At 70.0% G+C, this 21,347-nt stretch carries 14 protein-coding genes and 1 pseudogene; 6 read left to right on the forward strand and 9 right to left on the reverse strand.

Going from position 1 to position 21,347, the window contains the following annotated elements:
* Window positions 1-82 precede the first annotated feature (82 nt).
* Both aspS and ERL55_RS12305 read right to left on the reverse strand, forming a co-directional pair.
* Window positions 83-1,855, reverse strand: coding sequence for an aspartate--tRNA ligase (gene aspS / locus ERL55_RS12300; RefSeq protein WP_129136669.1), 1,773 nt, complete (start codon window positions 1,853-1,855; stop codon window positions 83-85).
* 107 nt (window positions 1,856-1,962) lie between these two features.
* Window positions 1,963-2,289, reverse strand: a complete 327-nt coding sequence (locus tag ERL55_RS12305; protein WP_129136670.1) for a zinc ribbon domain-containing protein — start codon at window positions 2,287-2,289, stop codon at window positions 1,963-1,965.
* A 111-nt stretch (window positions 2,290-2,400) separates the two neighbouring features.
* On the opposite strand from ERL55_RS12305, the gene ERL55_RS12310 reads away from it, so the two are divergent.
* Entirely contained in the window at window positions 2,401-3,114 is a 714-nt protein-coding gene (locus tag ERL55_RS12310) for an SIMPL domain-containing protein (RefSeq protein ID WP_129136671.1), read from the forward strand.
* A 150-nt stretch (window positions 3,115-3,264) separates the two neighbouring features.
* On the opposite strand, the gene ERL55_RS12315 is transcribed toward ERL55_RS12310, so the two are convergent.
* A complete protein-coding gene (locus ERL55_RS12315; RefSeq protein WP_129136672.1) occupies window positions 3,265-3,939 on the reverse strand; it encodes a hypothetical protein in 675 nt (224 codons plus the stop codon).
* Between the two features lie 57 nt (window positions 3,940-3,996).
* A complete protein-coding gene (locus ERL55_RS12320) occupies window positions 3,997-5,859 on the reverse strand; it encodes an ABC-F family ATP-binding cassette domain-containing protein (protein ID WP_129136673.1) in 1,863 nt (620 codons plus the stop codon).
* Window positions 5,860-6,054: 195 nt separating this feature from the next.
* On the opposite strand from ERL55_RS12320, the gene ERL55_RS12325 reads away from it, so the two are divergent.
* Both ERL55_RS12325 and ybaL read left to right on the forward strand, forming a co-directional pair.
* Window positions 6,055-8,457, forward strand: a complete 2,403-nt coding sequence (locus tag ERL55_RS12325) for a TonB-dependent receptor (RefSeq protein WP_129136674.1) — start codon at window positions 6,055-6,057, stop codon at window positions 8,455-8,457.
* 154 nt (window positions 8,458-8,611) lie between these two features.
* Window positions 8,612-10,279: pseudogene (gene ybaL, locus ERL55_RS12330) on the forward strand (YbaL family putative K(+) efflux transporter); the annotation flags it as partial.
* Window positions 10,280-10,395: 116 nt separating this feature from the next.
* Here ybaL and ERL55_RS12335 read toward each other — a convergent pair.
* The 3 genes from ERL55_RS12335 to gloA form a co-directional block, all read right to left on the reverse strand.
* A complete protein-coding gene (locus ERL55_RS12335) occupies window positions 10,396-11,298 on the reverse strand; it encodes a TIGR01777 family oxidoreductase (RefSeq protein ID WP_129136676.1) in 903 nt (300 codons plus the stop codon).
* A gap of 166 nt (window positions 11,299-11,464) precedes the next feature.
* The gene (gene clpB, locus ERL55_RS12340) at window positions 11,465-14,074 is read right to left on the reverse strand and encodes an ATP-dependent chaperone ClpB (RefSeq protein ID WP_206733413.1); all 2,610 of its coding nucleotides are present in this window, start codon (window positions 14,072-14,074) and stop codon (window positions 11,465-11,467) included.
* A 568-nt stretch (window positions 14,075-14,642) separates the two neighbouring features.
* Entirely contained in the window at window positions 14,643-15,179 is a 537-nt protein-coding gene (gloA, locus tag ERL55_RS12345; RefSeq protein WP_129136677.1) for a lactoylglutathione lyase, read from the reverse strand.
* 109 nt (window positions 15,180-15,288) lie between these two features.
* Here gloA and otsB point away from each other — a divergent pair, with 109 nt between their 5' ends.
* From otsB to otsA, 3 genes are read left to right on the forward strand one after another with little or no spacing between them, the layout of a single operon-like run.
* Entirely contained in the window at window positions 15,289-16,038 is a 750-nt protein-coding gene (otsB, locus tag ERL55_RS12350; protein ID WP_129136678.1) for a trehalose-phosphatase, read from the forward strand.
* Window positions 16,035-17,849 (forward strand): glycoside hydrolase family 15 protein, encoded by a 1,815-nt coding sequence (locus tag ERL55_RS12355; RefSeq protein ID WP_129136679.1) that lies wholly within the window; start codon window positions 16,035-16,037, stop codon window positions 17,847-17,849. Before otsB ends, ERL55_RS12355 begins: the two co-directional genes overlap by 4 nt.
* Window positions 17,846-19,213, forward strand: coding sequence for an alpha,alpha-trehalose-phosphate synthase (UDP-forming) (gene otsA / locus ERL55_RS12360; RefSeq protein ID WP_129136680.1), 1,368 nt, complete (start codon window positions 17,846-17,848; stop codon window positions 19,211-19,213). The genes ERL55_RS12355 and otsA overlap by 4 nt, the downstream gene beginning before the upstream one ends.
* 102 nt (window positions 19,214-19,315) lie before the next feature.
* On the opposite strand, the gene pgeF is transcribed toward otsA, so the two are convergent.
* Together pgeF and rluD are read right to left on the reverse strand one after the other, a co-directional pair.
* Complete coding sequence (gene pgeF / locus ERL55_RS12365; protein ID WP_129136681.1) at window positions 19,316-20,185, reverse strand: peptidoglycan editing factor PgeF; 870 nt, start codon at window positions 20,183-20,185, stop codon at window positions 19,316-19,318.
* A 74-nt stretch (window positions 20,186-20,259) separates the two neighbouring features.
* A complete protein-coding gene (gene rluD / locus ERL55_RS12370) occupies window positions 20,260-21,270 on the reverse strand; it encodes a 23S rRNA pseudouridine(1911/1915/1917) synthase RluD (protein WP_129136682.1) in 1,011 nt (336 codons plus the stop codon).
* Between the last annotated feature and the right edge of the window lie 77 nt (window positions 21,271-21,347).

Here is a 21,347-nt window from a genome sequence, read left to right on the forward strand (position 1 = left end):
CCCGCGGTCGTCGGCAACGACCACACGGCAGGCGTATCCAGCATGCCGGCCGTCCGCGCTCATCCGCGTGGTCCGTGGCCGGTCAAGCGCCGTGGTCCGCCTTCGCCCGCACTGCCACGTGCACCTCGGCGAGCTGCGCGTCGGCGATCGGCGATGGCGCGCCCGTCATCAGGCACTGCGCACCGGTGGTCTTCGGGAAGGCGATCACGTCGCGGATCGATTCGGTGCCGGCCATCAGCGCGGCGATGCGGTCGATGCCGAAGGCGATGCCGCCGTGCGGCGGCGCGCCGTACTTGAGCGCGTCGAGCAGGAAGCCGAACTTGGCCTGCGCTTCCTCGGCGTCGATGCCGAGCAGCCCGAACACCGCGCTCTGCATCTCCGGGCGATGGATGCGGATCGAACCGCCGCCGATCTCGTTGCCGTTCATCACCATGTCGTAGCCGCGCGACACCGCGGTCCTGGCATTGGCGCGCAGGTCGTCGATATCGTCGACGGCCGGCGCGGTGAATGGATGATGCAGGGCGACGTAGCGCTGCGCCTCGTCGTCGTACTCGAACATCGGGAAGTCGGTGACCCACAGCGGCTTCCAGCCGTCCTGCACCAGGCCGAAGTCGCGGCCGGCCTTCAAGCGCAGCGCGCCCATGAAGTCCGACACCCGGTTGTATGCGCCGGCACCGAAGAACACGATGTCGCCGTTGCCGGCGCCGACGTGCTGCACGAGCGCGGCGAACGCGGCGTCGTCGAAGAACTTCCGGATCGGCGACGAGATCTCGCCGGCCGCGTCGATCTTGATATAGGCCAGACCCCTGGCGCCGAACTTCGCGGCATGCGCGGCGTACTCGTCGATCTGCTTGCGCGAGAGGCTGGCACCGCCGGGAATGCGCAGCGCGGCCACGCGGCCCTCGGGGTCATTGGCGGCACCGGCGAACACCGCGAAACCGCTGTCGGCGACCAGTTCGGCGACATCCACCAGTTCGAGGTCGATGCGCAGGTCCGGCTTGTCGGAGCCGTAGCGGCGCATCGCCTCGGCCCAGGTCATGCGCGGGAAGGGATCTGCAAGCTCGACACCGATGACCTCGTTGAACACCGCGCGGATCATGCCTTCCACGGCGTCCTGCACGTCGGCCTCGCGCACCCAGGCGAACTCCATGTCGAGCTGGGTGAATTCCAGCTGGCGGTCGGCGCGCAGCGCCTCGTCGCGGAAGCAGCGTGCGATCTGGTAGTAGCGGTCGAAGCCCGCGACCATCAGGATCTGCTTGAACAGCTGCGGGCTCTGCGGCAGCGCGTAGAACTCGCCGGCATGCATGCGCGCCGGCACCAGGAAGTCGCGCGCGCCTTCCGGCGTGGCCCTGGTCAGGATCGGGGTCTCGATGTCCTGGAAACCACGCGCGTCCAGCCAGCGGCGCAGCGCCTGCACCAGGCGGATGCGGGTGCGCTGCATGCGCTGCATCTCCGGGCGGCGCAGGTCGAGGTAGCGATAGCGCAGGCGGGTTTCCTCGCCGGGATTCTCATGCGCATGGAACGGCAGCGGCGCGGCCTTGTTGACCACCTCGATCGCGGTTGCGACCACTTCGACCTGGCCGGTGGCGATCTTCGCATTGGGGTTGTGCCGCCGGCGCACGCTGCCGGTGATGCGCAGGCAGTCCTCGTAGCCGATGGTTTCCGCGATCGCGACGACGCCGGCATTGCCTTCGGCATCGCCCGGCTCGGCGACGATCTGCACGATGCCTTCGTGGTCGCGCAGGTCGATGAAGCAGACGCCGCCGAGGTTGCGGGCGACATCGGCCCAGCCGCACAGGGTCACGGTCTGGCCGATCAGTGCCTCGTCGATCAGGCCGCAGAAATGGGTACGCATGGGAGCTCCGGGGGGATTCGACCCGGCGCCGCCGGGGAACCGGCTATTTTGCGGGGGTGGCCGCGGTGCGGCAAATGCGGGCCGGCGCGATGCCGGCCCGGACGCACTCAGGGGGTGGTGGCCGGCGCGCTGGCGGGCTTGGCCGCAGGGGCGGCGTCGGCGGCCGGCTTGGACTCGGGCTTCGTGTCGGGCTTGGCCTCGGACTTGCCTTCTCCACCACCGCCGTCGGCAAGGTTGCGCTTCCTGTCGCCGTCCTTCTTGAAGTCGGTCTCGTACCAGCCGCCACCGGCGAGGCGGAACGACGGCGCGGTGACCTGGCGACCCACGGCGGACGCGCCGCAGGCCGGGCAGTCGGTGGGATCGGGGTCGGAAAGCTTCTGCAGGCGGTCGAAGGCATGGCCGCAGTCGGCACAGCGGAAAGCGTAGATCGGCATGGCGTGATCGCTGAACGACAACAGGGAGCCGGCATTGTGGGGGTATGCCGCGCGCTTTCAAGTCGTGGGCCCGCGGACTAGGCTGGGCGCCCCACGTTCCGAGACCCCTCCATGGCACAGCCACCGAACTTCCGCACCGTCGCCGCTGCCCTGCTGATCGCGCTGGGGCTGCTTGGCGCGGGCTGGTTCGCGTCACACGGCATGACCGGCCTGCGCACCGCGGACCGCTTCGTGACGGTCAAGGGGCTGGCCGAGCGCACCGTGGATGCCGACCTGGTGGTGTGGCCGCTGTCGCAGACGGTGGGTGGCGATGATCTCGCCGCGGTTCAGGCGCAGCTCGACGCCAACACCGCGACCATCCGCGCGTTCCTGTCCGGGGCGGGCTTCCCGGATGAGGAGGTGGTGGTGTCGCCACCGCGGCTCGAGGACCGCTGGGCCTATTCCTGGGGCGAAAGCCGGCCGCCGGAGCGCTACCGCTATTCCAATACGGTGACGCTGCGCACCGGACGCGTTGCCGAGGCAATGGAGGCGCTGCGCCGCAGCGGGCAGATGGTCGCCGGCGGGGTGATGCTCAATACCGACGAGGGCGGCGGGCCGCAGTTCGAGTTCACCAGATTGAACGACATCAAGCCGGAGCTGATCGCCGAGGCCACCGCCAACGCACGCGCGTCGGCCGAGCAGTTCGCCAACGACTCCGGTGCACGCATCGGCGGCATCCGCAGCGCCAACCAGGGCGTGATCTCGATCAGCGACCGCGACCGCGGCAGCCCGCACGTCAAGACCGTGCGCGTGGTGTCGACCGTCGAGTACTTCCTGAAGGACTGAGCCGCGGCAGCACGCCGGCGGTGAGGCACGGAGGCGGACGATTGGCGCCGCGTGCAAGCGGCCAGGTGCGGCGACCCGCCTGGGCGATGCGGGATCGCAGGGCGGGACACGCGTTCGCTCCCGAGGTCACGACCGACATCGAGCCTGTGCCTACTCATGCCCCCACGGGGTTGGCGGCAGCTCGACCGGGCGGGTCAGGTCGAACTCCACCTGGAACATGCGGCCGCCCGGACGCGAGAGCTCGTAGAGGAAACGCTGGTCGGGCTCGATCTCCATCGCCCAGGTATTGGTCACCGACGCCGACAGCCCCTCGCGTTCGAAGGTCGCGATCGACTCCGCATCGACCGGGAACTCCTGCCGCTGCGCGGTGCCGGCAGCTGCGGTGTCGCCACCGTACATCGTGACCGCGTCCTCGCTGCCGTCCTCGTGGCGATGGTCGTGCTTGAGGCGCATGCCGTCGTCGGTGCGGGTGAGCACCCAGGTGCGCGAATGGTCGTCGCCGACATGGAACGGCACCTTGAGTTCGCGGGTCGGGTCGTCGCAGCCGCGCACATGCATCACCAGCCGCTGGCCCTCGAAGGCATCCGGCGTGGTGGGGGCGGGTTCGTTGGTGACGATGCGGCCCTCGAAGGCCTGCCCGCAATGATGGGCGATCGCGGCCATGAACTCGTCGGCGGGCGCGTTGGCCACGTCGATGCCGTCGGCCGGCGCGGTGTCGATCGCGGATGCCGCGGGCGCATCGGTGGACGCGGTATCGGTTGAGGGGGAGCACGCGGCAAGTGCCAGTGCGAGGGCGATCGAGGCGGAAAGTTTGAATGTGTTCATCCCTGCACCCTACCCGCCGCCGGCGCGACCCCGCAAGCAAGCCCCTCCGGTCACCCCTCAGGCATTGCCATACATGGCCAGGCAGCGCTCCTCCGCTTCGGCGAGTCGCTCCGCCACCTGCGCACGCTCGCGACCGAGCGCGACCAGCCGCGTGGCATCGGCCTGCACCGACGGATCGGCCAGCGCCGCATCGATGCGCGCCAGCTCGGCTTCAGCCGCTTCCAGCATGCGTTCGGCATCGGCCAGCTTGTGCGGATTGACCTTCGCCGCGGCAGGCTTCGGCACCACCGCCGGCGCGGGGGGCGCTGCAACCGCCGGCGCTTTCAGCTCACCGGCATTGCCGCGCGCACGCAGCCAGGCGGCGTACTCGTCGAGGTCACCATCGAAGGGCTTGACCACGCCGTCGGCAACCCGCCAGAACGTGTCGCTGACCAGGCCGATCAGGTGGCGGTCGTGCGAGACCAGCACGATCGCGCCGGCGAAGTCGGACAGCGCCTCCGCCAGCGCCTCGCGCATCTCGAGGTCGAGGTGGTTGGTCGGTTCGTCGAGCAGCAGCACGTTGGGCTGCAGCCAGGCCAGCAGCGCCAGCGCCAGCCGCGCGCGCTCGCCGCCGGAGAAGCCGTCGATCGATTCGAACGCACGGTCGCCGGGAAAGCTCCACTTGCCGAGGAAATCGCGGAACGCCTGGGTGGAGACGTTCGGCGACAGCTCGCGCAGGTGGTCGATCGGCGAGGTGCCGGCGACCAGCGATTCCACCGTGTGCTGGGCGAAGTAGCCGATGCGCAGGTCCGGATGCGCGTAGCGCTCGCCGGCCAGCAGCGGCAGCTCGCCGACCAGCGTTTTCACCAGCGTCGACTTGCCGGCGCCGTTGGGGCCCAGCAGGCCGATGCGGTCGCCGGCCTCGAGGCCGAAGCCGACGTTGTCGAGGATGACCGCCTCGCCCGAAGCGGTGGCATAGCCGCAGCGGCCCTCATTGATGCGCAGCAGCGCATGCGGAAGTTTCACCGGCGCCGGAAAGTCGATCCGCACCTCGCGCTCGGCGCGCACGGCTTCGGTGTCGGCCATCTTGGCCAGGCGCTTGACCCGCGACTGCGCCTGCTTGGCCTTGGCCGCGCTGGCCTTGAAGCGGTCGATGAATTTCTGCAGGTGCGCGCGCTCGGCCTGGGTCTTCTCGTGGGTGATCTGCTGCAGGCGCAGCTGCTCGGAACGCTGCCGCTCGAACGAGGTGTAGTCGCCGGTATAGAGCTTCGCCTTGCCGCCGTGCAGGTGCAGGGTGTGGGTGCAGACGTTGTCGAGGAACTCGCGGTCATGCGAGATCAGCAGCAGCGTGCCCGGGTACTTCAGCAGCCACTGCTCCAGCCACAGCACCGCGTCGAGATCGAGATGGTTGGTGGGCTCGTCGAGCAGCAGCAGGTCGCTGGGGGTCATCAGCGCACGCGCCAGGTTCAGCCGCACGCGCCAGCCGCCGGAGAACGTCGCCACCGCGCGCTGGTGGGTCTCGGCCGGAAAGCCCAGCCCATGCAGCAGTTTGCCGGCACGCGCGCCGGCGTCGTAGGCGCCGACCTCGGCCATGCGCAGGTGCACGTTGGCCACCGCTTCCCAGTCCTCGGCGGCAAGCGCATCGGCCTCGGCCTTGAGCACGGCCGCCACCGCGGCGTCACCACCGAGCACGAAGTCGATGGCGGGGTCCGGCAGCGAAGGCAGTTCCTGGGCGATGCTGGCCACCCTCACACGATTCGGCAGGTCGAGGTCGCCACGGTCGGCCTCGACCTCGCCACGCACCGCGGCGAACAGCGAGGATTTGCCGGTGCCATTGCGGCCGACCACGCCCACCCGCCAGCCGGCGTGCAGGGAAAGATCGACTTCGGACAGCAGCAGGCGTTCGCCCCGCCTGAGGGCGAAATTGCGGAAAGAGATCATCCGCGCATTCTACCGGTGCCGCCGCGGCCGCCAGCCGCCGGGTGATCGTTCGCCTCCCTCGCCGCGCAGGCCGCATTCAGGGCGAAGCCTCTCCCGGACACGGTTTCCGCTGAAACATTTGCGCACTGCAACAGGCGGTGCTACAGGCGATGGAGGCCGAGATCCTGTCATCCACCACCACGGAGAGGTACCCGCATGACCCGTCGTCCGATCGCCGCAGCCATCGTGCTGGCGCTGGCCAGCCCCTTTGCCCACGCCCAGCAGGCCACGCCGGCGCAGGGGGCGAGCGCACAGCGCCCCGCCACCCTCGACACCCTGATCGTCACCGGCACCCGCGTCACCGACCGCTCGGTGGCCGAATCGACCGCGCCGATCGACATCATCACCCCGGAAGCGCTGGCGTCCACCGGCACCGTCGAGCTGGCCACGGCGCTGTCGCGCGCGGTGCCCTCGCTGAACTTCCCGCGTGCGGCGATCAACGACGGCACCGACGCCATGCGCCCCGCGCAGCTGCGCGGTCTCGCCCCCGACCACACCCTGGTGCTGGTCAACGGCAAGCGCTACCACCCCGGCGCCCTGGTCAACGTCAACGGCAGCCAGGGTCGCAGCTCGTCGCCGGTCGACCTCAACTCGATCCCGATCGCCGCGATCGAGCGGGTTGAAGTGCTGCGCGACGGTGCCTCGGCGCAATACGGCTCGGATGCCATCGCCGGGGTGATCAACATCGTGCTCAAGGGCTCCGGCGAAGGCGGCGCGGTCAGCCTCACCGGCGGCCAGTACAGCGCCGGCGATGGCCAGCAGGCGCAGCTGCTGGGCGACGTGGGCCTGCGGCTGGGCGAGCGCGGCAAGGTGCATCTGGCCGCGCAGTCCGGCTACCAGGAACAGACCGACCGCGCGCGCCCGTTCGCGGGTCCCGCCTCGCCCACCAATCCGGCGCCCGGCGACGTGGTGCAGCGCTATGGCGACCCGGAGGTCGACAACGGCTCGGTGCTCTACAACGGCGAGGTCGACATCACCGATTACCTGCAGGTCTATTCCTACGGCCTGTACACCCGCCGCGAGACCCTCTCCAACGGCTTCTTCCGGCCCGCCGGCGACACCCGCAACATTCCTTCCATCCATCCCGACGGCTTCCTGCCACAGATCTTCAACACCTCCAGCGACATCAGCGTGTCGACCGGCCTGCGCACCACCACCGCCGGCGGCACCGGCATCGACTTCAGCTACACCTACGGCAGCAACGAACTCGAGTTCGATATCCTCAACACCCTCAACCGCAGCCTCGGGCCGTCATCGCCGACGCGCTTCTACGCCGGCGCGCTGGAACTCGACCAGCACGTGCTGAACCTCGACTTCAACCGCCAGCTCGACTGGGGCATGGCCTATCCGCTCACCCTGTCCTATGGCGCGGAATGGCGCGGCGAGGAATACACCATCGGCGCCGGCGAGCCGGCCTCCTACATCAACGGCGGCGTGCTGTTGCCCAACGGGCAGCCGGCACCGTCCGGGGCGCAGGTGTTCCCGGGTTTCCGCGAGTCCGACAGCGGCAGCTTCGACCGCCACAGCTATTCGTTCTACGCCGCGCTCGAAGGCGACATCACCGAACGCTTCTCGGCCGGCATCGCCGCGCGCCACGAGTCCTACAGCGACTTCGGTGACACCACCACCGGCAAGCTCACCGCGCGCTATGCGTTCAACGATGCCGTCGCGCTGCGCGGCACGGTGTCCACCGGCTTCCATGCGCCGTCGCTCGCGCAGCAGTACTACCAGACCACCTCGACCAACTTCATCGGTGGTATCCCGTTCGACCTGGTCACCTTCCGCGTCACCAACCCGGCCGGCATCGCGCTGGGCGCGGAGCCGCTGCAGGCCGAGACCTCCGACAACCTCAGTCTCGGCCTGGTGCTGACCCCGGCCGAGCGCCTGTACGTGACCATCGACGCCTACCGCATCAGGCTCGAGGACCGCATCACCCTGTCGGAAAACCTCAACAGCACGGCGGTGCGCAACTGGCTGAACACCAACGGTTTCCCGGATGTCGCCGGCGGCCGCTATTTCACCAACGCACTCGACACCACCACCACCGGTATCGACGTGGTCGGCACCTACGGCTGGGAGCTCGCGGCCAGCGCGCTCGACCTGACGCTCGGCTACAACTACAACCGGACGGAGATCGACCGCGTGGCGCCGAACCCGGCGTCGCTGGAGGCCATCGACCCCACCGCGCTGCGCTTCGGCCGGGTGGAACTGGGGCGGTTCGAGGTCGGTGCGCCGCGCGACAAGGCCATGCTCAATACCGTCTGGACGCGCGGTGGCCTGAGCCTCTCGGCCACCGCCACCCGCCATGGCGAATTCACCCTCAACAACGCCAACCCCGACCTCGACCAGACGTTCGGCGCGAAATGGCTGCTCGACGTCGCCGCGACGTACCGCGTCGACGGCTGGGAGTTCACGGTGGGCGGCGACAACGTGTTCAACGACTACCCGGACGAGGTGCTGGCGGCCAACTCCACCTCCGGCCAGCTGATCTACCCGTCGCAGAGCCCGTTCGGCTTCAACGGTGCCTACGTGTACGGCCGCATCGGCTACCGCTGGTAGCCACGCGCGTTGCGGGTCGGCCGCGGCGCCCGGCGTCATCCGGGTGTCGCGGCCGCTGTGCCAGACTCGCGTCGCCTGCAGATGATCCACTCGCGCGCGCAAGCCGCGAGGTGCGCCCGACCCGACCGCGAACCGCCTGACCGGGACGCCACCGATGCCGCACGACATCTCGCTGATCTCGATCCTGTGCGTGGGCTTCGTGCTGGCGTTCGTGCTGGGCCTGGCCGCGCAGCGGCTGCGGATGTCGCCGATCGTGGGCTACCTGCTGGCGGGAATCATCGCCGGGCCGTTCACCCCAGGCTTCGTCGCCGACCAGGAACTGGCACCGCAGATCGCCGAGCTCGGGGTGATCCTGCTGATGTTCGGCGTCGGCCTGCATTTCTCGCTGCGCGAGCTGATGTCCGTGCGCGCCATCGCCCTGCCCGGCGCGGTGGTGCAGATCGGCGTGGCGACCGCGATGGGCTGGGCGCTGGCGCGACTGCTGGGCTGGTCGCACGCGGCCGGGCTGGTGTTCGGGCTTGCGCTGTCGGTGGCGAGCACCGTGGTGCTGCTGCGTGCGCTGGAGGAGCGACGCCTGCTCGACACCGGGCGCGGCCACATCGCGGTGGGTTGGCTGATCGTCGAGGACCTGGCGATGGTGCTGACGCTGGTGCTGCTGCCACCGGTCGCCGCGGCGCTGGAGGGCACTGCGACCGGCGTCGGCAGTCGCGGAGTCGGCATGAGCCTGCTGCTCACCCTGGGCAAGGTCGGCGCGTTCGTGGCGGTGATGCTGCTGGTCGGCCGCCGGGTGGTGCCCTGGGTGCTGGGGCGGGTGGCAGGCACCGGCTCGCGCGAACTGTTCACGCTGTGCGTGCTGGCGGTGGCGATGGGCGTGGCGTTCGGCGCGTCCGAGTTCTTCGGGGTGTCGTTCGCGCTGGGTGCGTTCTTCGCCGGCATGCTGCTCAACGAAAGCGAGTTCGGCCACGAGGCCGCGAATGATTCGCTGCCGATGCGCGATGCCTTCGCGGTGCTGTTCTTCGTCTCGGTGGGGATGCTGTTCGACCCGCGCATCGTCGTCGAGCACCCGCTGGAAGTGCTGGCGACCTTCCTGATCATCGTGGTCGGCAAGTCGCTGGCGGCCTGGGGCATCGTGCGCGCGTTCGGCAAACCGAATGCGACGGCGCTGACGATCTCCGCAAGCCTGGCGCAGATCGGGGAGTTCTCCTTCATCCTCGCCGGGCTCGGGCTGGCGCTGGGCGTGCTGCCGCCTGAAGGCCAGGACCTGATCCTCGCCGGCGCGCTGCTGTCGATCATGTGCAACCCGCTGGTGTTCGCCCTGCTCGACCGCTGGCAGGCGCGCGAGGACGCCCGTGCCGCGGCCATGGCGCCGCGCCCGGAACAGCCGCCGCCGCTGCTGATCGCCGATCACGCGATCCTGGTGGGCTTCGGGCGCGTCGGCAGCGATCTGGCCGGCCTGCTGCGCGAGCGCGGCGTGCCGCTGGTGGTGGTCGAGGCGGATGGCGAACGCGTCGCGCAGTCGCGCGATGCCGGCTTTCCCACCGTGCGCGGCAATGTCGCCATGGAAGCGGTGCTGGCCGAAGCGCGGCCGGAGCTTGCGAAGATGGCGATCTTCGCGATCCCGCATGTGCTGGAGGCCGGCGAGACCATCGCCCGCATGCGCCAGGCCAACCCGGCACTGAGCATCCTGGCGCGCGCACACAGCGAGGGCGAGGTGCGCCACCTGCTCGAACGTGGTGCCGATGCCGCGGTGCTGGCCGAGCGCGAGCTCGCGTACTCGCTGTCGGAAATGGTGATGGCGACGCCGCCATTCCGTGCACTGCGTGACCAGCCGGCCGCCGCGGCAGCGGTACCTGCGAGCACCACGCCGCTGCCGGACCCGGGGACGGCCTCGGCCGCGTAGCCGCACTGGCGGGCTTGCGTGGTACGCCGGCAGACGAGTCAGGCGAATCCGGGGCGCAGCACCGTATCCAGGCGCGGATGGCTGAACTCGAAGCCGCTGTCCAGCAGCCGCCGCGGCAGCACCCGCTGGCCGTCCAGCAGCAGCGTCGACATCTCGCCGAGCACCAGCCGCAGGGCTTGCGCCGGTACCGCGGCCCATGCCGGCCGGCGCACCGACCGGGCGAGGATGCGGGTGAACTCACGGTTGCTCACCGGCGCCGGCGCGGTCAGGTTGACCGGCCCGGCCAGCGCAGGCCGGCCGGCATGCGGGTCGAGCAGCTGCAGCACCGCACGCACCCAGTCCTCGCGCGAGATCCAGCTCAGGACCTGCTCGCCATCACCCAGGCGGCCACCGGCACCAAGCCGGAACACCGGCAGCAGCCTGCGCACCATGCCGCCGGCCGGGTCGAGCACCACCCCGGTGCGCAGCAGCACCACCGGCACATCCAGTGCCACCGCCTCCAGCGCCGCGCGTTCCCATTGCGCGCACAGCGCATGCACGAATTCGCGATGCGGGGTGCTGTCCTCGGCCAGTTCCCGCGTGGCCGGCTGGCGCCCGTACCAGCCGACCGCCGACCCGCTGAGCAGCAGCCGCGGCCGCACCTGCGCACGGCGCATCCAGTCCACCACCGTGCGGGTCGGGCCGAGGCGGCTGTCGAACAGTTCCTGCTTGCGGGCATCGCTCCAGCGGCGGTCGGCGATCCCGGCGCCTGCGAGGTTCACCACCACGTCGAAGCAGTCGCCCGGCTGCAGGCTGTCGTAGCCGCGCACCTCGACGCCAACGGGCGCGTCGATGCCGCGCGGATCGCGCGACAGCCAGGTGGGCGTCGCCCCTTGCGACAGCAGCGCAGCGGTGAGCGCTCGGCCCAGGAAGCCGCTGCCGCCAGTGATCAGGATGCGCATCGGGAACCTCGTGGAATGCATGGAGCGACCCGCGTCCATTCGCTGTGTCGTCCGTTCGCCGGCACTGCAACAGAGCGCCGATGAAATGCACGTCAGCAAACGCTGACTGCGCATCGTCATGAAGCCGCTGGATGCATGCGGCGCAGCGGCCGCATGCAATGCAGGCTCAGCCCCGGGCGAACACCAGTGCACCGGCGGCCGCATCCACCCTCACGGTATCGCCGCTGGTGAATTCACCGGCGAGGATCTTCTGCGCCAGCGGATTCTCCAGCTGCTGCTGTACCGCACGCTTGAGCGGGCGGGCGCCATACACGGGGTCGAAGCCGACATCGCCCAGCAGGTCGAACGCGGCGTCGCTGATCGCCAGCTTCAGCCCGCGGTCCGCCAGGCGCTGTTCCAGGCCACGCAGCTGGATCCGCGCGATCCGGCGGATCTGCGCCTTCTGCAGCGGGTGGAACACGATGATGTCGTCGAGCCGGTTGACGAATTCCGGGCGGAAGTGCGCCTGCACCACGCCCATCACCGCCGCCTTCATCTGCGTGTAGGCGATCGCCGACTGCCCCTCGTCGCCACCGGAGCCACCTTCGCCGGCCAGCTCCTGGATCATCTGCGAGCCGAGGTTGGAGGTCATGATGATCACGGTGTGGCGGAAGTCCACCGTGCGGCCCTGACCATCGGTGAGGCGACCGTCGTCGAGCACCTGCAGCAGGATGTTGAACACATCCGGATGCGCCTTCTCGACCTCGTCGAGCAGGATCACGCTGTACGGGCGCCGGCGCACCGCTTCGGTCAGATATCCACCCTCCTCGTAGCCGACGTAGCCGGGCGGTGCACCGACCAGCCGCGACACCGCGTGCTTCTCCATGAACTCGCTCATGTCGATGCGCACCATCGCCTCGGCCGAATCGAACAGGAATTCCGCCAGCGCCTTGCTGAGTTCGGTCTTGCCGACGCCGGTGGGGCCAAGGAACAGGAACGAGCCCGACGGCCGATCGGGATCCGACAGCCCCGCGCGCGAACGCCGCACCGCATCCGAGACCACCTTGATGGCCTCGTCCTGGCCGACCACGCGCGCATGCAGCATGTCCTCCATCTTCAGCAGCTTCTCGCGCTCGCCTTCCAGCATCCGGCTGACCGGAATGCCGGTCCAGCGCGCGACCACCTCGGCGATCTCCTCGGCGGTGACCTTGTCCTGGAGCAGGGTGAAGCCGGTGGTCTCGGCCTCCTGCGCGGCCCTGAGCTGCTTTTCCAGCTCCGGCAGGCGGCCGTACTGGATCTCGCTCATCTTCGCGAAGTCCTGCCGGCGCTGCGCGGCCTCGAGCTCCAGCCGCGCCGCCTCGATCTGCTCCTTGATCCTGGTGGCGCCCTGCACGGTGGCCTTCTCGGCCTTCCACACCTCCTCGAGGTCGTTGTACTCGCGCTCCAGCGTGGCGATCTCGGCTTCGAGGTCGGCCAGGCGCTGCTTCGAGGCGTCGTCCTTCTCCTTCCTCAGCGCCTCGCGCTGGATCTTGAGCTGGATCAGCCGGCGTTCGCGGCGGTCGAGTTCCTCCGGCTTCGAATCGATCTCCATGCGGATGCGGCTGGCCGCCTCGTCCATCAGGTCGATGGCCTTGTCGGGCAGCTGGCGGTCGGCGATATAGCGGTTGGACAGCGTGGCCGCGGCCACGATCGCGGGGTCGGTGATCTCGACGCCGTGGTGCACGGCGTACTTCTCCTTGAGCCCGCGCAGGATGGCGATGGTGTCCTCCACCGACGGCTCGCCCACGAACACCTTCTGGAAGCGGCGCTCCAGCGCGGCATCCTTCTCGACGTACTTGCGGTACTCGTCGAGGGTGGTCGCGCCGATGCAGTGCAGTTCGCCACGCGCAAGGGCGGGTTTGAGCATGTTGCCGGCATCCATCGAGCCTTCCGCCTTGCCGGCGCCCACCATGGTGTGCAACTCGTCGATGAACAGGATGACCTGCCCTTCCTGTTTGGACAGGTCGTTGAGCACGCCCTTGAGGCGCTCTTCGAACTCGCCGCGGAACTTGGCGCCGGCGATCAGCGCGCCCATGTCGAGCGACAGCACGCGCTTGCCGCGCAGGCCCTCGGGCACCTCGTTGTTGATGATGCGCTGTGCAAGGCCTTCGACGATCGCGGTCTTGCCGACGCCGGGTTCGCCGATCAGCACCGGGTTGTTCTTGGTGCGGCGCTGCAGCACCTGGATGGTGCGGCGAATCTCCTCGTCGCGGCCGATCACCGGATCGAGCTTGCCGCTCTCGGCGCGGGCGGTGAGGTCGACGGTGTACTTTTCCAGCGCCTGGCGTGATTCCTCGGCGTTCTCGTCCTGCACGCGCTCGCCGCCGCGGACCTTGTCGATCGCGGCCTCCAGCGCCTGCTTCGTGCCGCCGGCGGCCGTGAGCGCGCGGCCGGCGTCGCCACCGTCCTCGAGCGCGGCCAGCAGGAACAGTTCCGAGGCGATATAGGCATCGCCGCGCTGCTGCGCGAGCTTGTCGGTGAGGTTGAGCAGGCGCGCGAGGTCGTTGCCGACCGACACCTGCCCGGCCTGGCCCGACACCTTCGGCAGGCGCTCGAGCACTTCGCCCAGCCGTTCGCGCAGCAGCGGCACGTTGACCCCGGCCTGCGACAGCAGCGGGCGCGTGCCGCCGCCCTGCTGGTCGATCAGCGCCACCAGCAGGTGCGTGGGTTCGATGAGGTTGTGGTCGCGCCCGACGGCCAGCGACTGGGCGTCGGCAATGGCCTGCTGGAAGCGCGACGTGAGCTTGTCCATCCGCATGGGCGTGTCCTCGGGCATCGTGGCCGGCGGCTGGCCGGCGATACCCATCAGATGCGGGCTCTTGGTATCGATTCAAGCGGATGGCCCGCGCTCCAGAGCAGCTGATGCGGCGACCGGTCAGGGCTGGCTGCGCGGTAGGGCCGGCGCAGCATCACACGGCGGGACACGCCGTGAATCCGTCCATGGAGGCTTGTCGGCGCCATTCACGCGCCCGCGGTTTCCACTGGCCGGCCCCATCCCGCCTGTGAACTGCTGGTGCCGTTGAAGGAGAGCGCAAAGCACGAATCTGCGGTAGGCGCGCTCGCCTGTTTATCGGCTCGCTACTCCGGGAAGTCATCCGCACTCTTCTTGGAGCCGCAGCGGTGTCGGCAGAGACGGTGCGGCACCGCCCGCGGGGACTGTCGGCGCCATGGATGGCGCCGACAAGCCTCCATGGACGGATTTACGGCGTGTCCCCGCGGGTGATGCCGCGCCGGCTCACTACGAAGCCTCTCGCCAACGACATCACCGACGCGACAATGGGCAGCCTCCAGAACCGGCCTCAGCCAGGCGGACGAGCTCCATCAGGTCAGCCGAGCGGCGTCGGCTGGATGATCTCCACCCAGTAGCCGTCCGGATCCCTGATGAAGGCGATCTCGCGCATGCGGCCGTCGGTCAGCCGCTTCTGGAAGGCCACGCCGAGTTCCTCGAAGCGCGCACAGGCCGCGACCACGTCGGGCACGCTCACGCAGATGTGGCCGAAGCCGCGAGGGTCGCTGTTGCCGTCGTGGTAGACCGCGCCGTCCTCGCTCTCGGTGCCATGGTTGTGGGTGAGTTCGAGCACGCCCGGCCGCGCGGCCAGCCATTGCTTGCGCGCCGCATCGTCGTCGGGGATCGCGCCGGAGTCATCGGTCAACACCAGGAAGTAGAGGCTGAACTTCGCCTCGGCGAAGTCGATCCTGCGCACCAGCGTGAAGCCGAGCACGCGGGTGTAGAAATCCAGCGACGCCTGCGGGTCCTTGATCCTGAGCATCGTGTGGTTGAACACGAAGCCGCGGGTGGCGACGTCGCGCTCGCCGGCGACGCCCGGGACCTGCGCCAGCCCGGCGCGAGTGGTTGCAGTCATGGTGGACTCCTGACGTGGAAGGACCCGCCATTATCGGCGATGGCGCCTGCACGATCGCCCGCCACGCCGTGCAGACCAATCCTCACGCCGCATCCGGCAGAATGCCCCGATGGCTGCCGAGTCCCCCACCCGACCGCCGCCGCCGTCGATCGACAAGGCCTGGGCCCTGTTCCTCGACGTGGACGGCACCCTGCTCTCCTTTGCCACCGAACCGTCGGCGGTGGTCGTCGACCCCGTCCTGCGTGACAGCCTCCAGCATGCGCACCAGCGCCTCGATGGCGCGCTGGCGCTGATCAGCGGACGCCCGCTGTCGACGCTGGACCGGCTGTTCGCACCCCTGCGACTTCCGGCTGCCGGCCTGCACGGGCTGGAACGCCGCAACGGCGACCGGCAGTCCGCACCGGTGGCCGCACCCGGGGCGCTGCATCGCATCCGTGCCGAAGCGGAAGCACTTTCGGCGCGCCTGCCCGGCACCCTGGTCGAGGACAAGGATGTCGCGCTCGGCCTGCACTGGCGCGCCGCGCCCCAGCACGGGCCGCAGCTGCGTGCGTTCGCCGAGGCCGCGCTGCCGCGCCTGCCCGGCTACCGCCTGCAACCCGGCGACCACGTGGTCGAGCTGCGGCCTGCCGGCGCCGACAAGGGCGATGCCATCGCCGCGCTGCTCGAACAGCCGCCATTCCGCGGCCGCACCCCGGTGTTCGTCGGCGACGACCTCACCGACGAGCACGGCTTCGCCGTCGTCAACGCGCGCCACGGCATAAGCGTGCTGGTCGGCACCCGCGAACCCAGCGCCGCCCACTACACCTTGCCCGACGTCGCCGCCGTGCACGCCTGGCTGCAGGATGCCCTTCCCGCATGAACGCACCACCCACCGCACCCTTCGCGCCCGATACCGCTGCCACCCTCGACCTCGGCGTGATCGGCAACGGCAGCTTCGGCGCCCTGCTCGACGCCCGGGCGCGGGTGGTCTGGAGCTGCCTGCCCGCATTCGATGGCGATCCCGCGTTCTGCGCGCTGCTGTCGCCGCGCGAGCAGGAGGGCGGCGACTTCGCCATCGAGCTCGAGGATTTCGAGCGCAGCGAACAGGCCTACCTGGCCAACACCGCGATCCTGCGCACGGTGCTCCACGACAGCCATGGCGGTGCGGTGGAGATCATCGACTTCGCACCGCGCTGGCGCGAGCACGGGCGGCTGTACCGCCCGGTCTCGATCATGCGCCGCGTCACCCCGCTGTCGGGCAGTCCGCGCATCCGCGTGCGCCTGCGTCCGCTCACCCACTGGGGCGAGCAGCGCGCGGCGACCACCTGGGGCAGCAACCACATCCGCTACCTGCTGCCGGACTTCACCCTGCGCCTGACCACCGACGTGCCGGTGCGCTTCGTGCGCGAGGGCACGCCCTTCGTGCTCGCCCACCGGGTGCACCTGCTGCTGGGCGTGGATGAAACGCTCACCCGGCCCCTGCACGGCTTCATGGAGGAGGCGCTCCACCGCACCACCGGTTACTGGCGCGAATGGGTGCGCTACCTGTCGATTCCATTCGAGTGGCAGGACGCGGTGATCCGCAGCGCGATCACCCTCAAGCTGTGCCAGTACGAGGACAGCGGCGCGATCATCGCCGCGATGACCACCTCCATCCCAGAAGCCCCGGGTTCGGCGCGCAACTGGGACTACCGCTACTGCTGGCTGCGGGATGCCGCCTTCGTGGTGCGCGCACTCAACCGCCTGGGCGCGACGCGCAGCATGGAGGAGTTCGTGCGCTACATCTTCAACCTTGCGACGCACGACGGCGGCCTGCAGCCGCTGTACGGCATCGACTTCTCGGCGCGCCTGGACGAGCACGAGGTCGAGGCGCTGCAGGGCTACCGCGGCATGGGCCCGGTGCGGCGCGGCAACCTGGCGTGGGTACAGCGCCAGCACGATGTCTACGGCAGCGTGGTGCTGGCCTCCACCCAGCTGTTCTTCGATTGCCGCCTGGCCGATCCCGGCAGCATCGCCGACTTCGAGCGGCTCGAACCGCTGGGCGACCACGCCTTCGAGCTCTACGAGGTGCCGGATGCGGGGCTGTGGGAGTTCCGTGGCCGCACCGAGGTGCATACCTATACCGCGGTGATGTGCTGGGCCGCCTGCGACCGGCTGGCGAAGATCGCCAGGCATCTGGGGCTGGACGAGCGCGCCACGCACTGGCGCGAACGTGCCGACGGCATGCGCGTGCGCATCCTTGAACGTGCCTGGCGCGAGGACGCCAACCACTTCAGCGCCTCGTTCCAGAGCGACTACCTCGATGCTTCGCTGCTGCTGCTGGCCGACGTCGGCTTCATCGCACCGACCGACCCACGCTTCGTGGCAACCGTCGAGGCGATCGGTCGCGACCTCAAGCGCGGCGACGGGGTGTTCCGCTATATCGCCCCGGACGATTTCGGTTCGCCCGAGACCAGCTTCACCATCTGCATCTTCTGGTACATCGACGCGCTGGCCGCGATCGGCCGCGTCGACGAGGCCCGCGAGATGTTCGAGCGCATCCTCGCGCGGCGCAATCCGCTCGGCCTGCTGTCGGAAGACCTCGCGCTGGAAGATGGCGAGCTGTGGGGCAACTTCCCGCAGACCTACTCGCACGTCGGCCTGATCATGGCGGCGATGCGCCTGTCACGCTCCTGGGAGGACGCAACATGAGCCGTCTGGTGGTGGTATCCAACCGCGTGGCGGTGCCGGGGGAGAATCGCGCCGGCGGGCTGGCCGTGGCCCTGCAGGCGGCGTTGCAGGAAAACGGCGGGCTGTGGTTCGGCTGGAGCGGGCGCGCGGTGCGCGGCGAGAGCGGCACCATCCACGAGCAGAGCGAAGGCGACATCCGCTACGTCACCCTCGACATCAACCGCCGCGATTTCGACGCGTACTACAACGGCTTCGCCAACCGCACGCTGTGGCCGCTGCTGCACTTCCGGCTCGACCTGGTCGACTACGACCGCGACACCCGCGAGGGCTATGCGCGGGTCAACGCGCTGTTCGCGGAAACGCTGGCGCCGCAGCTGCGCGACAGCGACACCCTGTGGATCCACGACTACCACCTGATCCCGCTGGCGGCGCTGCTGCGCGAACGCGGAGTCGGCTGCCGGATGGGCTTCTTCCTGCACGTGCCGATGCCCTCGTCCGACCTGCTGGCGGCGATGCCCAACCACACCCGGCTGTTCTCGTCGCTGTATGCCTACGACCTGATCGGCATGCAGACCCAGCGCGATGTCGAGCGCTTCCAGGACTACGTGCGCCTGTTCGGCGGCGGCCGCGTGCTCAACGACGGCTGGATGGAAGCACCCGGCGGCCGCAGGTTCCGCGCCGGGGCGTATCCGATCAGCATCGACACCGACACCATCGCCACGCAGGCGCGCGCGGCGGTCGCCAAGACCGCGGTCAGGGACCTGCGTTCGAGCCTCGACGGGCGCGCGCTTGCCATCGGCGTCGACCGGCTCGACTACTCCAAGGGCCTGCCCGAGCGCTTCCGCGGCTTCGAACGCTATCTCGAGACCCGCCGCGAGCAGCGCGGCACGCTCACCTACCTGCAGATCGCGCCGGTCTCGCGCGGCGAGGTCAACGAGTACCGGCAGCTGCGCCAGGAGCTGGAGCAGATCGCCGGTCACATCAACGGCGCCTATGCGGAGCCGGAATGGACGCCGCTGCGTTACGTGAACCGCAACTTCGCCCACGCCACCCTGACCGGCTTCTATCGCAGCGCGCGGATCGGCCTGGTGACCCCGCTGCGCGACGGCATGAACCTGGTGGCCAAGGAATACATCGCCTCGCAGGATCCCGAGGACCCTGGCGTGCTGGTGCTGTCGCTGCTGGCCGGCGCAGCCTATGAGCTCAAGGACGCGCTGCTGGTGAACCCGCACGATCTCGATGGCGTTGCCGACGCGATCGCGGTGGCGTCGACGATGCCGCGCGAGCAGCGCATCGAACGCTGGCGCTCGATGATGGATCACCTGCGCAGCCACGACATCCACGCCTGGCGACGCAATTACCTGGCCGACCTGCGCGCCCGATAGGCGGCGAGGCATGCGCACGGAGTGGGCCGCGCGGCGGCGGGGCCTGGTCGCGTGCAGGCGATCGTGCCGCAATGCGTTGCCCGCGAACGCGCACGCAGCGGGTTACCGCGGCGCGCGGATCCATGCCAGCGTCGCCATGCGGCCGGTGCGGTGGTCACGGCGGTGCGAATAGAAGCGCGCGGCATCGCCGATCGTGCACAGGCCGCCGCCGTGGATGCTGTCCGCAGCGATGCCGGCGGCGAGCAGCCGCTGCCGTGCCAGTGCATACAGGTCGACCTTCCAGTGCCCCGGCCGGGTGGCGACGAAGGCGGCCGCCGCCTGCGTGCTGCCGGCAACGAAGGCGTCGCGCACCTCCGCACCGACCTCGTAGGCCCGCGGCCCCGCGGCCGGACCGAGCCATGCCAGCAGCTGCGCGGCAGGCGTGGCCATCGCGGCAATGGTCGCCTCCAGCACGCCGCCGGCAAGCCCGCGCCAGCCTGCGTGCGCGGCGCCGACCTCGCGTCCGTCGCGCGCGGCGAACACCACCGGCAGGCAGTCGGCGGTGAGGATCGCCAGCACCACGCCGGGCGTGCCGGTCACCGCGGCGTCGGCTTCCGGTTGCCCAGGGGCGCCGGCATCATCCAGGCCACCCTTGTCCGGCGCGTCGCCCCGCCCGCGAGCGGCATCATCTCGGGGGCAGGCGCTTTCCCCATGCACGGGAGACGGGCTTTCGCTTCGCCCGTCGAACCGCACCACCCGCGCGCCATGCACCTGGCGCAACCAGCGCGGCGCGTTCGGCAGCCGGCCCAGCGCCACCAGTGCATCCCGGTTGCGCTGGACCGCCGCCGGGTCGTCGCCACTGTTGAGGCCGAAATTGAAGCTGTCGAACGGCGGCGCCGACACGCCCGCGCCGTGACGCAGCGTGGTGAACGCGGTGACGCCGGGCGGTGCCGGCCAGTCGGCTGCAAGCCACGGATCCGCACCGCTCGCCATCTCAGCGGCTCCGCGCGTGGCGCCCTGGCGCGGGCGTCGCGCCGGTACCGCGATCGGCAGCGACACGACCCATGTCAGCCGCGCCCGTCGTCATTGAAGGCGCGGGTGTCCTCGCGCAGCAACCGCAGCAGCGTGCGCATGTCCTCGGGGATCGGCGCAGTGGCGCGGACCGGTTCGCCGGTGCGCGGATGCACGAATTCCAGGGTCTCCGCGTGCAACGCCTGCCGGCGCAGCCCGCGCAGGGCCGCGGCAAGTTCCGGCGTCGCGGCCTTGGGCAGCTTCAGCGCACCGCCGTACAGCGGGTCGCCGATGATGGGGTTGCGCAGGTGCTGCATGTGCACGCGGATCTGGTGGGTGCGGCCGGTTTCCAGGCGGCACTCCAGCGCGGTGTGGGCACGGAAACGTTCGCGCACGCGGTAATGGGTCACCGCCTCGCGGCCGCCCTCGCGCACGGCCATGCGCAGGCGGTCGCGCGGATGGCGGTCGATCGGCGCATCGGCGGTGCCGCCGCTGACCAGCGCGCCGACCACGATCGCCAGGTACTGGCGGTGCACGGCGCGCGCCGACAGCTGCTCCACCAGCGCGGCATGCGCCTGCACGGTGCGCGCGATCACCATCACGCCGGAGGTGTCCTTGTCGAGGCGGTGGACGATGCCCGCGCGCGGCAGCGTGGACAGCGTGGGGTCGCGGAACAGCAGGCCGTTGACGAGGGTGCCGGTGCGGTTGCCGGCACCCGGATGCACCACCATGCCGGCCGGCTTGTCGATCACCAGCACGTCGGCATCCTCGTACAGCACCTCGAGGGCGATGTCCTCGGGTTCGTCGTGGGTCTGATCCTCGAGCACCACGTCGAGCACGATCGTCTCGCCGCCGGCCACCGGATCGCGCGGACGCACCTGGCGGCCGTCGAGCAGCGCATCGCCGGACTTGATCCACTCGCTCAGCCGCGAACGCGAGAACTCCGGCAGCAGCTCGGCAAGCACCTGGTCGAAGCGGCGCCCGGCAAGTGCCGCGGGCACCACCACGGTGCGCGGTTCGAGCTCGTCGTCGGCGCGATCGGCGTCGCTGGCGTGGGGTTCGGTCATCATCGGGTCCGGTTCAGGGGGGACCGGACGGGTGCCCGGCCGGGACTGCTATTATCGGCGCTTCGCGCTTTGAACGC

It is taken from the genome of Luteimonas sp. YGD11-2, from assembly GCF_004118975.1.
GTDB lineage: Bacteria > Pseudomonadota > Gammaproteobacteria > Xanthomonadales > Xanthomonadaceae > Luteimonas > Luteimonas muca.